We start from the raw sequence: 13329 nt of genomic DNA on the forward strand, positions 1-13329 counted from the left end.
ACGTGTGCCCGAAGGGGCTCAACCCGACCAAGGCGATCGGCAAGATCAAGGAATTGATGGTGCGACGGGCGGTTTGAAATGGACGAATCTCACCAGTCCGACCCTCTTCGCCGCGCGCGCCTTCGTTGGCGCGCAAGGCGCGGCCTGCTGGAAAACGATCTGATCTTCGATCGTTTCTTCAGCCGATATGAGCATGACCTCAGCGACGCCGACGTGGCCGCATTGACCCGCCTGCTGGAGCTGAGCGACAACGAACTGATGGACTTGCTGCTGGCGCGCACGGAGCCTGAAGGCGACCTGGCGACGCCGGACGTAACCCGCTTGCTGGAAATGCTGCGCACCGTGTGATTCCAGCAGGAATTCGCGGAGTTTTGCAAAATAGGCCTGTTGCACTGCACACAGGCCGATAAAACAGTTTTGCCGCGCAGCTTCCGTCGTGCAAATTATCGAAAACCTGTATCCATACTTCGATTGAGGATGTGCTATGACCCCGTCAGATGTTAAAGCCACGCTATCGTTCAGCGACAACTCGCCGAGCGTCGAAATGCCGATCTACAAGGGCACGATGGGCCCGGACGTGATCGACATCCGCAAGTTGTACGGTCAGACCGGCAAGTTCACGTATGACCCGGGCTTCATGTCGACGGCGGCGTGCAATTCGGCGATCACGTATATCGACGGCGACAAGGGCGAACTGCTGTATCGCGGCTACCCGATCGAGCAACTGGCCGTGAACGCGGACTTCCTCGAAACGTGCTATCTGCTGCTGAAGGGCGAACTGCCGAACGAGGCGCAGAACAAGGAATTCGTGGACACCGTCACGCGTCACACGATGGTGCACGAGCAGATGCACTTCTTCTTCCGCGGCTTCCGTCGCGACGCGCACCCGATGGCCGTGCTGACGGCTGCGGTCGGCGCGCTGTCGGCGTTCTATCACGACTCGCTGAACATCAACGATCCGCGTCACCGTGAAGTCTCCGCGATCCGCATGATCGCGAAGCTGCCGACGCTCGTCGCGATGGCGTACAAGTTCAGCATCGGTCAGCCGTTCGTGTATCCGAAGAACGAACTGTCGTACAGCGCGAACTTCATGCACATGATGTTCTCGAACCCGTGCGAAGAGTACAAGGTCAACGACGTGCTCGTGCGCGCTCTCGACCGTATTCTGATCCTGCACGCGGACCACGAGCAGAACGCGTCGACGTCGACGGTGCGTCTCGCGGGTTCGTCGGGTGCGAATCCGTTCGCGTGTATCGCAGCCGGCATCGCATGTCTGTGGGGCCCGGCGCACGGCGGCGCGAACGAAGCCGCGCTGAACATGCTCGAAGAGATCGGCTCGGTCGACAACATTCCTGAGTTCATCAAGCAGGTGAAAGACAAGAACTCGGGCGTGAAGCTGATGGGCTTCGGACACCGCGTGTACAAGAACTACGACCCGCGCGCGAAGCTGATGCGCGAGACGTGCCACGAAGTGCTGAACGAACTCGGCCTGCACGACGACCCGCTCTTCAAGCTCGCGATGGAACTCGAAAAGATCGCGCTGGAAGACGAATACTTCGTGTCGCGCAAGCTGTATCCGAACGTCGACTTCTACTCGGGCATCGTGCAGCGCGCGCTGGGCATTCCGACGTCGATGTTCACCTGCATCTTCGCGATGGCTCGTACGGTCGGCTGGATCGCGCAGTGGAACGAGATGATCGCCGATCCTGAGCAGAAGATCGGCCGTCCGCGTCAGCTGTTCATCGGCCAGACGCCGCGTGAAGCGAAGCCGCTGGCAAAGCGCTAAGCTGATCGAGTTTTAGTTGTATCGAAGCCCCGGCGAGAAATCGCCGGGGCTTTTGCTTTTTGCTCGGCGCGCGCAGAGACGGCGCCGGATTCAATCCGCGAACACCTCCTGCAAGGTATGAAGCGCGTCGGTCAGCGTGTTGTCCGCGATGCTGCCTTCCCGCTTGATGAGCCGCAGCTTGTCCACCGTGCGAATCTGATCCAGAAGAATCAATCCCTGCTTCCGCTTGAAAGCAATGGGAATGCGGAAAGGCGCAGGTTTTCCCTTCGACGACATCGGCGCGACGATGACCGTGCGCAGATGGTCGTGCATCTCCGGCGGCGACACCACTACGCACGGACGCGTTTTCTGAATTTCGCTGCCCAAGGTGGGATCGAGCGCGACCGACCAGACTTCTCCACGCACTACCATTCGAGCTCCCCGTCGTCGTTGCCGAATTCGCCCATGACGAGTCCGTCCTCGCCGCTTTGCGCAATCAGCTTGCTGGCTTCGGCCCAACCTTGACGCGCTTTGTCGCGAGGCCGACGCAGGACAATCGCGTCGTTCTCGACCTCCATGTCGACCTCGTTCTCCAAGCCCAATTGCGCGAGCAGCGGCTTGGGAATCAGGATGCCCTGGGAGTTGCCCATTTTTCTGATGGTGGTTCGCATGTCGTCGACTACTGAAGAGTATGGAAGCACGATGTTATTACCTGTCGAAAGAGCCGTCAATACAATGTTATTACTGCGCGGATCGTGAGCGCTGACGACAGCCTATTGCGCGTATCGTGCGGCGAACATTCGGTCAAATGGCATAGGATCTAAGGACAGCGTCGCGATGCGCTCGAGGTTCAGCCGGGTAGTCGTCATCCGGGTACTGGAACCACTACAATAACTATCTGTTTTTAATGGGTTTTTTCCGTATCCTAGTATCCAATTCTCATCGGGTGGTGGCATAATCGATTCACGAGCCGTACACCGATAAATCCCCGCAGTCACACACGAAAGCGCTCACCATGGCACAGACTCTCTACGACAAACTGTGGAATACGCACGTTGTCCACACGGAAGAGGACGGCACCTCGATCCTCTACATCGACCGTCACCTGCTGCACGAAGTGACGAGCCCGCAGGCCTTCGAGGGCCTGAAGCTGGCCGAGCGCCCGGTGTGGCGCATCAGCGCGAATCTGGCGGTGTCCGATCACAACGTGCCGACGACCGACCGCTCGCACGGCATCGCCGATCCGGTTTCGAAGCTGCAAGTCGATACGCTCGACCAGAACTGCGACGCCTTCGGCATCACGCAGTTCAAGATGAACGACCTGCGTCAGGGCATCGTGCACATCATCGGGCCGGAGCAGGGCGCGACGCTGCCGGGCATGACCATCGTCTGCGGCGATTCGCACACGTCCACGCACGGCGCGTTCGGCGCGCTGGCGCACGGCATCGGTACGTCGGAGGTTGAGCACGTGCTCGCGACGCAAACGCTGTTGCAGAAGAAGAGCAAGAACATGCTCGTGAAGGTCGAAGGCCAATTGCCGCGCGGATGCACGGCGAAGGACATCGTGCTCGCGATCATCGGCAAGATCGGCACGGCGGGCGGCACGGGCTACGCGATGGAATTCGGCGGCTCGACCATCCGCGCGCTCACGATGGAAGGCCGCATGACCGTCTGCAACATGGCGATCGAAGCGGGCGCGCGCGCCGGCATGGTCGCGGTCGACGACACGACCATCAACTATCTGAAGGACCGTCCGTACTCGCCGCAGGGCGTCGAGTGGAATCAGGCGGTTGAATACTGGCGTCAGTTCAAATCCGATGACGGCGCGCACTTCGATCGCGTCGTCGAGCTGAATGCCGCCGAGATCGTGCCGCAAGTGACGTGGGGCACGTCGCCGGAAATGGTGACGTCGATCGACGGCCGCGTGCCCGATCCCGACAAGGAAAAAGATCCCGTCAAGCGCGACGCGATGGAACGCGCGCTGAGCTACATGGCATTGCAGCCGAACACGCCGATCGAATCGATCAAGCCGGACAAGGTTTTCATCGGCTCGTGCACGAATGCGCGCATCGAAGACTTGCGCGCCGCCGCGTACGTCGTGAAGTCGCTGGGCAAGCGCGTCGCGTCGAACATTCGCCTCGCGATGGTCGTGCCGGGATCGGGTCTCGTGAAGGCGCAAGCCGAACGCGAAGGCCTCGACAAGATCTTCACGAACGCCGGCTTCGAATGGCGCGAGCCGGGCTGCTCGATGTGCCTTGCGATGAACGCCGACCGCCTGGAAGCGGGGGAGCGCTGCGCATCGACGTCGAACCGCAACTTCGAAGGCCGTCAGGGCGCGGGCGGACGCACGCATCTCGTGAGCCCCGCGATGGCCGCCGCCGCCGCGATCGAAGGCCATTTCGTCGACGTACGCAAGCTCGCTTAATCGATCGGGACACTGAGAAAGATCATGGAAAAATTCATTGTGCACAGTGGCCTCGTCGCGCCGCTCGATCGCGAGAACGTCGACACGGACGCGATCATCCCGAAGCAGTTCCTGAAGTCGATCAAGCGCACCGGCTTCGGTCCGAACGCGTTCGATGAATGGCGTTATCTCGACGTCGGTGAGCCCGGACAGGACAACAGCAAGCGTCCGCTCAACCCGGATTTCGTGCTGAATCAGCCGCGTTATCAAGGCGCGTCGATTCTGCTCACGCGCAAGAATTTCGGCTGCGGCAGCTCACGCGAACACGCGCCGTGGGCGCTCGATCAATACGGCTTTCGCGCGATCATCGCGCCGAGCTTCGCGGACATCTTCTACAACAACTGTTTCAAGAACGGTCTCTTGCCGGTCGTGCTGACGGAGCAGCAGGTCGACAAGCTGTTTAACGAGACCTACGCGTTCGTTGGTTTCCAGTTGACGATCGATCTCGAAGCGCAAGTCGTGCGTACCGGCGACGGCACCGAGTATGCGTTCGAAGTGCCGGGCTTTCGCAAGTATTGCTTGCTGAACGGCTTCGACGACATCGGTCTCACGCTGCGTCATGCGGACAAGATCAAGCAATATGAGGCCGAACGCCTCGCGAAGCAGCCGTGGCTGAATAACCGGCTCGTTGGATAACCGCGCATAAAGGAAGCGAAAGATGAAAATTGCAGTTCTCCCCGGCGACGGCATCGGTCCCGAAATCACCGCCGAAGCGGTCAAAGTCCTGAACGCGCTCGGCGAGAAGTTCGAGCTGGAAGAGGCGCCGGTCGGCGGCGCGGGCTACGAGGCGAAGGGGCACCCGCTGCCCGATTCCACGCTGGCGCTCGCGAAGGAAGCCGATGCGATCCTGTTCGGCGCCGTCGGCGACTGGAAGTACGACAAGCTCGAACGCGCGCTGCGTCCCGAGCAGGCAATTCTCGGCCTGCGCAAGCATCTGCAACTGTTCGCGAACTTCCGTCCGGCGATCTGCTATCCGCAATTGACGGGCGCGTCGTCGTTGAAGCCGGAGATCGTGTCGGGTCTCGACATCCTGATCGTCCGCGAATTGAACGGCGACATCTATTTCGGCGCGCCGCGCGGCTTGCGAGAAGCCCCGGACGGCCCGTTCGCGGGCGCGAAGGAAGGCTTCGACACGATGCGCTATTCCGAGCCCGAAGTGCGCCGCATCGCGCACGTCGCGTTTGCCGCCGCGCAAAAGCGCCAGAAGAAGCTGACGAGCGTCGACAAGGCGAACGTGCTCGAAACGTCGCAGCTGTGGCGCGACACGATGATCGACGTCGCGAAGGAATATCCGGATGTCGAGCTGTCGCACATGTACGTCGACAACGCCGCGATGCAGCTCGTGAAGGCGCCGAAAGCGTTCGACGTCGTCGTGACCGGCAACATGTTCGGCGACATTCTGTCGGACGAAGCGGCGATGCTCACCGGCTCCATCGGCATGCTGCCGTCCGCGTCGCTCGACAAGAACAACAAGGGCCTGTACGAGCCGTCGCACGGTTCGGCGCCGGACATCGCGGGCAAGGGCGTGGCGAATCCGCTCGCGACCATTCTTTCGGCGGCCATGATGCTGCGCTACTCGCTCGGCAAGACGGAGCAGGCGGATCGCATCGAAAGCGCGGTGAAGAAAGTGCTCGAGCAGGGCTACCGCACCGGCGATATCGCGACGGCGGACGGCAAGGTTGTCGGCACGAAGGAAATGGGCGACGCGGTGCTGAAGGCGCTGTAATCGCGAGAAAGACGATCGGCGCGCTGAAGCATTAAAGCGGCCGATCGTCTCTTTTTACCGATGTTCGCGCACGATCCGCCCGATTTTCACGCATCTGCAGCATGACGCCGTCGAAAACGTCCGGTTATCGTGTATATTGCTTTGCTATGGCGAAGAACTCTCAATTCTCTCTGGATTCCATCGGACGCGGCTCAAAGTCGCTCGCGACGGAACTCGCCATCAGCACGCGCATCGTGGCCACTCGAGCCACGGCTAAAACGCGCATTACGAAAATCTCCAGCAAAGCGATCACGATTCGCTGATCGTCCCTCGTGTCCGAGCGTCTTCCCCGCGCGGCCACGCCGGGTAAAGATGCGGGGAAGCGTCCACAGTTAAAGGTTAGTCATGAACGTAGGTCTCGTTGGTTGGCGCGGTATGGTCGGCAGCGTCCTGATGCAGCGCATGCAGCAGGAAGGCGATTTCGACTTGATCGAACCGGTGTTTTTCAGCACCAGCAATGCGGGCGGCAACGCGCCGTCGTTCGCCAAAAACGAGACGAAGCTCAAAGACGCAACGAGCATCGACGACCTGAAAAAGTGCGACGCCATCATCACGTGCCAGGGCGGCGACTACACCAACGAGGTGTATCCGAAGCTGCGCGCGGCGGGCTGGAAGGGCTACTGGATCGACGCGGCGTCGGCGCTGCGCATGAAGGACGACGCGGTCATCATTCTCGATCCGGTCAACCTGGACGTCATCAAGGATTCGCTCGTGAAGGGCGGCCGCGACTTCATCGGCGGCAACTGCACGGTCAGCCTCATGCTGATGGCGCTCGGCGGCCTGTTCCGCGAGAACCTCGTCGAATGGACGACGGCGATGACCTATCAGGCCGCGTCGGGCGCGGGCGCGCAGAACATGCGCGAGCTGCTTCAGCAAATGGGCGTGCTCTACGGTTCGGCGAAGGAAGACCTGGCGGATCCGTCGTCGGCGATTCTCGACATCGACCGCCGCGTGCTCGCCGCGATGAACGGCGAGCGCATGCCCGTCGACAACTTCGGCGTGCCGCTCGCGGGCTCGCTGATTCCGTGGATCGACAAGGATCTCGGCAACGGCATGTCGAAGGAAGAGTGGAAGGGCGGCGCGGAAACCAACAAGATCCTCGGCAAGCCGGCAATGGGTATGCCGGGCTCGATTCCCGTCGACGGCCTCTGCGTGCGTATCGGCGCGATGCGCTGCCACTCGCAGGCGCTCACCATCAAGCTGACGAAGGACGTGCCGCTCGACGAAGTGCACGGCATTCTCGCGTCGGCGAATGACTGGGTGAAGGTCGTGCCGAACGAGCGCGAAGCATCGATTCGCGATCTGTCGCCCGCGGTCGTCACGGGCACGCTGACGGTGCCGGTTGGCCGTCTGCGCAAGCTCGCGATGGGCGGCGAATATCTGTCGGCGTTCACGGTCGGCGATCAACTCTTGTGGGGCGCCGCCGAGCCGCTGCGCCGCATGCTGCGCATTCTGCTCGACAAGTAAAGTAAACTACGCGCCTGAAGCGCGTGTCTTGCTCGAAAGCGTCGCGTTTCACGCGGCGCTTTTTTGTTTTTGTGGAGCTTTGTTGCAACGCCGTGTTTATCGAGCGGTCTTCGCTTTATGTTTCAATTTTTGCCGCACCCGGAGCCTCAATGATCCATCGAACTCGCCGGTCTTTCGTTTCGTCATCGCGTGCGGCGCTCGCCGCGGCAAGTCTCGCCGCATGCGCGATGTTCTGGGCGAATCCCGGCGATGCGCTCGCGCAGGCCTCCGCCGCCACCGGGCAAACCTACGCGGTCAAGCCGGGACAATCGTTGAGCGATGTCGCCGGCGAACTCACAGGATCCAAAGATCGCGACGTCCGCGCGAAAGCCGCGCGTGCCCTGTTCGACGCCAATCCGAGCGCCTTCAGCAGCCACGACATCAACAAGCTGAAACTCGGCGCGGTGCTGAACGTGCCCGCCGATCTGAGCGGCGCGCCGCCGGCCGCAGCGTCGGCGCCCGAGGCGCAGCAGACCGCGCCCGCCGAAACGTCCGCGCCTGCGTCTTCGTCGGCGGATACCGCCACACCGGCGCCGGAGAGCGCGGCGCCCGCATCGGCTGCGGAGCCGCAAGCCAGCGCGACGGCGGCGCCGGAGCGTGCGACGCCGGAGGCCGCATCGGCAATCGCCGCGCCCGCAAGCGCGCCCGCCACGGCCGCACCGGAACCGGCCAGCCGCAGCGGCGTGGCAGCGGCGACCATCGGTCTGTCGCCCTTCATCATCGCGATCGTGATCGTCGTGATCGGGGTCCTGCTGCTCAGAATGCGGCGCAAGAAGCGAGCAGTCGCGACGAACGACAACGACGTCGATCGCGCGCCCCGTACGTTCGCAAGTCTGGAAGAAGCCCAGGCCGACGCCGACGCCCGCAACGAAGCGCTGCGCAAGGCGCGCGAGGCGGCGGCCGGTGCCCAAGGCAAGTCGCCGGCGCGCGATCAGTCCGGACTGGCTGCGGCCGCCGCGAGCATCGGCAACGCTGAAGTAGCCCAGGCGCCCGTCGCTCCGTCCGAAGATGCGTTGCCGCCGACGACCGAGGCAAAGCCGTCGACCGCGGCGGATGAAACACCCGTCGAGGCGAACCGCCCGCAACCGGAAGAGCCGTTCGTGCCTGTTGCGCCGGCTGCACGTCATCCCGATTTCGTACCGCCAGCCAGCGAACCGGACACCCACGAACAGCGTGAGCAGCATGCGCGCGAGATCGAAGCGCGCGAAGCGGCGCGCCGGGAAGCCGAGAAATGGGAAGTCGAAGAGCGCGAAGCCGCGGCACGCCAGGCCGCCGCGCGCGAGGCCGAGGAGCGTGAAATCCGCGCGCGCGAAGCCGCCGCGCGGGAAGCACTCGCACGCGAGCAGGCGGGTCATGCGGGTGCGGATCGCGAGGCCGAATTGCGTCAGGTCACCGAACGCGAAGAGCTGGCGCGTGAGAACGCGGCACGCGAGATCATCGCGCGCGAGGCGGAACTGCGCGAACTTCAGGCGCGCGCCGCCGAAGAGCAAGCCGCAGAGCAACGCGCCGCCGAGCAGCGCGACATCGAAGAACTGGCAGCGCGCGAGGCGGAAAAATCCGGCATCGCGCCGGACGAAGAGCCGGTGCTCGCGCATCGCTTCCCAATGCCGAAGTTCCCCCAGGACGCGATCCAGGCGCTCGGTTCGCTCGAAATGGAACTGCCGCCGCGTCTGGAACTGACGATCAAGCCGCCCGGCGCGACCGGACCGGAGACGGCTGCATCGTCGCTGAAAAATCCGCCGCTCGAGACGCCTCCCGCAGCGCTGGAACAGCCGCCTGGCGGCACGCAGCCAATCCAGCAGGCGCCGTTCATGCCGCAGCCGGTGGCGCATTTCGAAGCAGCGCGGCAAGGCCAGTCGCAAGCCCAGTCCGTTGCGTCTCAAATCGAAGCGGGTACGGCGGGCGCGGCATCGGTCGCTGGCCTGGGCGCGACAAAATTCGGCCCGCTCAGTCTCGATTTCGATCTCGGGCCGACGTCGAACGCGACGGAGGCTTTGCCTGCCCTGACGCCGGGCCAACTGGCGACCATCGCGCGCAATAAGCTCGAATTGGCAGCCGAATACATCGAACTGGGCGATCTTTCGGGCGCGCGCACGTTGCTCCAGGAAGTGATCGAATCGAACGATCCGGCGACGCGCCAGCAGGCCGCCACGCTCTTGTCGACGCTTGCACCGCATTCCTGAGATGCGTATCGCTTTAGGGATTCAGTACGACGGCGCGGCGTTTTGCGGTTGGCAGTCGCAGCCGCACGGGAAGACGGTCCAGAACGAACTGGAGCGCGCGCTCGCGCAATTCGCGCAGACGCCGCTTCCGACCGTCGTCGCCGGGCGCACCGATACGGGCGTGCACGGTCTCGGTCAGGTCGTGCATTTCGATACCGCTCTGGATCGCGCCGCGTTTTCGTGGGTGCGCGGCACGAATGCGTTCCTGCCCGACACCGTCGCGGTGCAATGGGCGAAGCCGATGCCCGACGATTTCCACGCGCGCTTCGCGGCTTTCGAACGCACTTATTTCTACGTTCTCTACGTCAATCCGGTGCGTTCGCCCATGCTCGCGAAACGCGCGGGCTGGGTGCACACGCCGCTCGACGTGGCAGCGATGCGCGATTCGGTCGCGTGCCTGATCGGCGAGCACGATTTTTCGTCGTTCCGCGCCGCCGATTGCCAGTCGAAAACGCCAGTCAAGCATCTTTATCAGATCGATGTACGCGAGCAGGGCGACTTCGTCCACTTTCGCTTTCGCGCCAACGCGTTTTTGCATCACATGGTGCGCAATCTGATGGGATGCCTCGTCGCGATCGGACGGGGCCGTCATCCATCGTCGTGGATGGCGGACGTGCTCGCCGCCCGCGACCGCCGCGCTGCCGCGCCGACTTTCATGCCCGACGGGCTGTATCTGGCCGAGGTCGGCTATCCTGAACACTTCGCGGTGCCGCCGCCGCATATCGCCAGCATGCCCTGGAGCGCCATTTGGGCAGAGCCGAAATGACAGACCGAGATTTGCATCGCACCCGCATCAAGCTATGCGGACTTTCGCGCGTCGAGGACGTGCAGCACGCCGTCGCGCTGGGCGCGGACGCCGTGGGTTTCGTGTTCTATCCGCCGAGCCCGCGTTCGGTGAGCGTCGCACAGGCCGTCGAACTGGCGCGGCACGTGCCGCCGCTCGTGTCGGCGGTCGGGCTTTTCGTCAATGCGACGCCCGAATGGATTCGCGAAGTCACGTCGAACGTGCCGCTCTCGCTGCTGCAGTTTCACGGCGACGAAACGCCGGAACAATGCGAGGCGCTGGCATCGATTGCGGGTTTATCCTATTGGCGCGCATTGCGAATTGGGTCTGATGCGTCCACAAGCCATTTGATAGAATCGTCTCTCAAGTTCAAAGCCGCAGGCGGCCTTTTACTCGACGCGCTCGTCGAGGGCTTCGGCGGCGGTGGAAAGGTATTCGATTGGTCACTTATCCCAACAGATCTCGGGCATCGGGCCGTTTTGAGTGGTGGGTTGAACACGCAAAACGTCAGTGACGCCATTCGGCGTGTGCGCCCGTACGCGGTCGATGTCTCGAGCGGCATCGAACTGCCGGGCGCCAAGGGCGTGAAGGATCCCGCCCGAATGGCGGCGTTCGTGCGCGCGGTGCGCGAGGCGGACGCCGGGTGAATCGAACGTGGGCCGCGCTGCCGGCTACGTAACCGAGAGAGTGACGCAATGTACAACTTGCCAGACGAAAGAGGCCATTTCGGCCAATATGGAGGCGTGTTCGTCTCCGAAACCCTCATCCATGCACTTGACGAATTGCGCGTCGCGTATGACGCGGCACGTCAGGATCCCGAATTCATCGCCGAGTACGAGTACGAGCTCAAGCATTACGTGGGTCGTCCGTCGCCGATTTATCACGCGAAGCGCTGGAGCGAGATGCTTGGCGGCGCGCAGCTCTATCTGAAGCGCGAAGACCTAAATCACACGGGCGCGCACAAGGTGAATAACGTGATCGGCCAGGCGCTGCTCGCCCGCAAGATGGGCAAGCCGCGCGTGATTGCCGAAACCGGCGCGGGCCAGCACGGCGTGGCGACGGCGACCATTGCCGCGCGATTCGGCATGGAGTGCGTGGTCTACATGGGCGCGGAAGACGTGCGTCGTCAGGCGGCGAACGTCTATCGGATGAAGCTGCTCGGCGCAACGGTCGTGCCGGTCGAATCCGGGTCGAAGACGCTCAAGGACGCGCTCAACGAAGCCATGCGTGACTGGGTGACGAACGTCGAAAACACGTTCTACATCATCGGCACGGTGGCGGGGCCGCATCCTTACCCGATGATGGTGCGCGACTTCCAGCGCGTGATCGGCGACGAATGTCGCGTGCAGATGCCCGAAATGGCCGGTCGCCAGCCTGATGCCGTGATCGCGTGCGTCGGCGGCGGGTCGAATGCGATGGGCATCTTTTATCCGTACATCGACGATAAAGACGTCAGATTGATCGGCGTCGAAGCGGCGGGCGACGGCATCGACACCGGGCGCCACGCGGCGTCGCTGATGGGCGGCAGCCCGGGGGTGCTGCACGGCAATCGCACGTATCTGCTGCAGGACGAAAACGGGCAGATCATCGAAACGCATTCGGTGTCGGCGGGGCTCGACTATCCGGGCGTCGGTCCGGAACACGCGTGGCTGAAGGACGCGGGACGCGCGGAATATGTCGGCATCACCGATGACGAAGCGCTCAAGGCCTTCCACGACTGCTGCCGGATCGAGGGCATCATCCCCGCGCTGGAATCGAGCCACGCGCTCGCTTATGGCGCGAAGCTCGCGAAGACGTTGCCGCGCGACAAGGTGTTGCTCGTCAATCTGTCCGGCCGGGGCGACAAGGACATGCATACGGTCGCCGAGCGATCGGGCATTCAGTTCTGAGCCTCAGATAGATGCGCAACGTCATCGACGAGCCGTTGTCCGTCGGCGCCCTGCAGGGCGCCGGCAGCGACATCCGCAACCGCGACTTCTTGGCCGATGCCGAGAATATTCCCGACGCGTCGATCGATCTGATCGTCGCGGATCCGCCTTATGGTCTGGGCAAGGACTACGGGAACGACTCGGACATGTTGTCCGGCGACGCTTTTCTCGAGTGGACTTATCGCTGGCTCGATCTCGCGATTCCGAAGCTCAAGCCGAGCGGTTCGCTGTATATCTTTTGCACCTGGCAGTATTCGCCCGAACTGTTCGTGTTCCTCAAGCGCCGCCTTTTGATGATCAACGAGATCGTCTGGGACCGTCGCGTGCCGAGCATGGGCGGAACAACGCGAAAATTCACGTCAGTGCACGACAACATCGGCTATTTCGCGGTATCGAAGGACTACTACTTCGATCTCGATCCGGTGCGCATCCCTTACGACGCAGAAACGAAAAAGGCGCGTTCGCGGAAGATTTTCGAAGGCAGCAAGTGGCTCGAACTGGGCTACAACCCGAAGGATGTCTGGTCCGTGTCGCGTCTGCATCGGCAGCACGCGGAGCGGGTGGATCATCCGACGCAAAAGCCGCTGGAAATCGTCGAGCGCATGGTGCTCGCGAGCTGTCCGCCGGGTGGGCGCGTGCTCGATCCGTTCATGGGCAGCGGCACGACGGCGGTCGCGTGCGCACGTCATGGCCGGCAATTCACGGGCTACGAGATCAACCCGGATTACTGCGCGATCGCCGAAAGCCGCATTGCCGAAGCGCGCGCTGCACGGCTCGAGCCGGCAGAGCCCGCCCGCGTTCGACGCAAGACACTCGTCGCGACCGGCACCGCCGCCCAAGCCGAATAGCGTCTTTTTCGCTGCTGATCGCGTCAAATGCATTCAAATGCGTCCGA

Annotated in this window: 13 protein-coding genes and 1 pseudogene; 12 read left to right on the top strand and 2 right to left on the bottom strand. The window is 62.8% G+C overall.

Annotated features, from left to right (window positions below; all coding sequences use genetic code 11):
• From sdhB to gltA, 3 genes and pseudogenes are all read left to right on the top strand, one after another.
• Positions 1-77, top strand: a pseudogene (sdhB, locus tag NCR93_RS14255) (succinate dehydrogenase iron-sulfur subunit); the annotation flags it as partial.
• A 1-nt stretch (position 78) separates the two neighbouring features.
• Entirely contained in the window at positions 79-348 is a 270-nt protein-coding gene (locus NCR93_RS14260) for an FAD assembly factor SdhE (RefSeq protein WP_008354055.1), read from the top strand.
• Between the two features lie 136 nt (positions 349-484).
• Positions 485-1786, top strand: a complete 1302-nt coding sequence (gltA, locus tag NCR93_RS14265) for a citrate synthase (RefSeq protein WP_008354054.1) — start codon at positions 485-487, stop codon at positions 1784-1786.
• Between the two features lie 90 nt (positions 1787-1876).
• Here the strand turns inward: gltA and NCR93_RS14270 are convergent, their stop codons facing one another.
• Both NCR93_RS14270 and NCR93_RS14275 read right to left on the bottom strand, forming a co-directional pair.
• A complete protein-coding gene (locus NCR93_RS14270; protein ID WP_008354052.1) occupies positions 1877-2197 on the bottom strand; it encodes a type II toxin-antitoxin system PemK/MazF family toxin in 321 nt (106 codons plus the stop codon).
• Positions 2191-2436, bottom strand: coding sequence for an AbrB/MazE/SpoVT family DNA-binding domain-containing protein (locus tag NCR93_RS14275; protein WP_175983181.1), 246 nt, complete (start codon positions 2434-2436; stop codon positions 2191-2193). Before NCR93_RS14275 ends, NCR93_RS14270 begins: the two co-directional genes overlap by 7 nt.
• 344 nt (positions 2437-2780) lie before the next feature.
• Here NCR93_RS14275 and leuC point away from each other — a divergent pair, with 344 nt between their 5' ends.
• The 9 genes from leuC (at position 2781) to NCR93_RS14320 (ending at position 13282) form a co-directional block, all read left to right on the top strand.
• Positions 2781-4190 (top strand): 3-isopropylmalate dehydratase large subunit, encoded by a 1410-nt coding sequence (leuC, locus tag NCR93_RS14280; RefSeq protein WP_175983182.1) that lies wholly within the window; start codon positions 2781-2783, stop codon positions 4188-4190.
• A 24-nt stretch (positions 4191-4214) separates the two neighbouring features.
• The gene (leuD, locus tag NCR93_RS14285; RefSeq protein ID WP_008354049.1) at positions 4215-4865 is read left to right on the top strand and encodes a 3-isopropylmalate dehydratase small subunit; all 651 of its coding nucleotides are present in this window, start codon (positions 4215-4217) and stop codon (positions 4863-4865) included.
• 22 nt (positions 4866-4887) lie between these two features.
• Positions 4888-5955 (top strand): 3-isopropylmalate dehydrogenase, encoded by a 1068-nt coding sequence (gene leuB / locus NCR93_RS14290; protein ID WP_008354048.1) that lies wholly within the window; start codon positions 4888-4890, stop codon positions 5953-5955.
• 384 nt (positions 5956-6339) lie between these two features.
• Complete coding sequence (gene asd, locus NCR93_RS14295) at positions 6340-7461, top strand: aspartate-semialdehyde dehydrogenase (RefSeq protein WP_175983184.1); 1122 nt, start codon at positions 6340-6342, stop codon at positions 7459-7461.
• Between the two features lie 149 nt (positions 7462-7610).
• On the top strand, positions 7611-9683 hold the full coding sequence (locus NCR93_RS14300) for a FimV/HubP family polar landmark protein (RefSeq protein WP_175983185.1): 2073 nt from the start codon (positions 7611-7613) through the stop codon (positions 9681-9683).
• A 1-nt stretch (position 9684) separates the two neighbouring features.
• The gene (truA, locus tag NCR93_RS14305) at positions 9685-10488 is read left to right on the top strand and encodes a tRNA pseudouridine(38-40) synthase TruA (RefSeq protein ID WP_008354045.1); all 804 of its coding nucleotides are present in this window, start codon (positions 9685-9687) and stop codon (positions 10486-10488) included.
• Positions 10485-11153 (top strand): phosphoribosylanthranilate isomerase, encoded by a 669-nt coding sequence (locus NCR93_RS14310; protein ID WP_175983186.1) that lies wholly within the window; start codon positions 10485-10487, stop codon positions 11151-11153. The genes truA and NCR93_RS14310 overlap by 4 nt, the downstream gene beginning before the upstream one ends.
• A gap of 48 nt (positions 11154-11201) precedes the next feature.
• Positions 11202-12395: a tryptophan synthase subunit beta gene (gene trpB / locus NCR93_RS14315; protein WP_008354043.1), complete on the top strand. Its 1194-nt coding sequence runs from the start codon at positions 11202-11204 to the stop codon at positions 12393-12395.
• An 11-nt stretch (positions 12396-12406) separates the two neighbouring features.
• Positions 12407-13282, top strand: a complete 876-nt coding sequence (locus tag NCR93_RS14320) for a DNA-methyltransferase (protein WP_175983187.1) — start codon at positions 12407-12409, stop codon at positions 13280-13282.
• Positions 13283-13329: the final 47 nt, after the last annotated feature.

The organism is Caballeronia sp. ATUFL_F1_KS39 (genome assembly GCF_023630985.1).
In the GTDB taxonomy this organism is placed as follows: domain Bacteria; phylum Pseudomonadota; class Gammaproteobacteria; order Burkholderiales; family Burkholderiaceae; genus Caballeronia; species Caballeronia zhejiangensis.

Excerpts from the sequence above, each read along its gene's own strand:
- trpB (WP_008354043.1), top strand. The coding sequence starts at position 11,202 with ATGTACAACTTGCCAGACGAAAGAGGCCATTTCGGCCAATATGGAGGC.
- NCR93_RS14320 (WP_175983187.1), top strand. The coding sequence starts at position 12,407 with ATGCGCAACGTCATCGACGAGCCGTTGTCCGTCGGCGCCCTGCAGGGC.
- NCR93_RS14275 (WP_175983181.1), bottom strand. The coding sequence starts at position 2,436 with ATGCGAACCACCATCAGAAAAATGGGCAACTCCCAGGGCATCCTGATT.
- NCR93_RS14310 (WP_175983186.1), top strand. The coding sequence starts at position 10,485 with ATGACAGACCGAGATTTGCATCGCACCCGCATCAAGCTATGCGGACTT.
- NCR93_RS14260 (WP_008354055.1), top strand. The coding sequence starts at position 79 with ATGGACGAATCTCACCAGTCCGACCCTCTTCGCCGCGCGCGCCTTCGT.
- leuC (WP_175983182.1), top strand. The coding sequence starts at position 2,781 with ATGGCACAGACTCTCTACGACAAACTGTGGAATACGCACGTTGTCCAC.
- gltA (WP_008354054.1), top strand. The coding sequence starts at position 485 with ATGACCCCGTCAGATGTTAAAGCCACGCTATCGTTCAGCGACAACTCG.
- leuB (WP_008354048.1), top strand. The coding sequence starts at position 4,888 with ATGAAAATTGCAGTTCTCCCCGGCGACGGCATCGGTCCCGAAATCACC.
- leuD (WP_008354049.1), top strand. The coding sequence starts at position 4,215 with ATGGAAAAATTCATTGTGCACAGTGGCCTCGTCGCGCCGCTCGATCGC.
- NCR93_RS14270 (WP_008354052.1), bottom strand. The coding sequence starts at position 2,197 with ATGGTAGTGCGTGGAGAAGTCTGGTCGGTCGCGCTCGATCCCACCTTG.
- truA (WP_008354045.1), top strand. The coding sequence starts at position 9,685 with ATGCGTATCGCTTTAGGGATTCAGTACGACGGCGCGGCGTTTTGCGGT.
- NCR93_RS14300 (WP_175983185.1), top strand. The coding sequence starts at position 7,611 with ATGATCCATCGAACTCGCCGGTCTTTCGTTTCGTCATCGCGTGCGGCG.
- asd (WP_175983184.1), top strand. The coding sequence starts at position 6,340 with ATGAACGTAGGTCTCGTTGGTTGGCGCGGTATGGTCGGCAGCGTCCTG.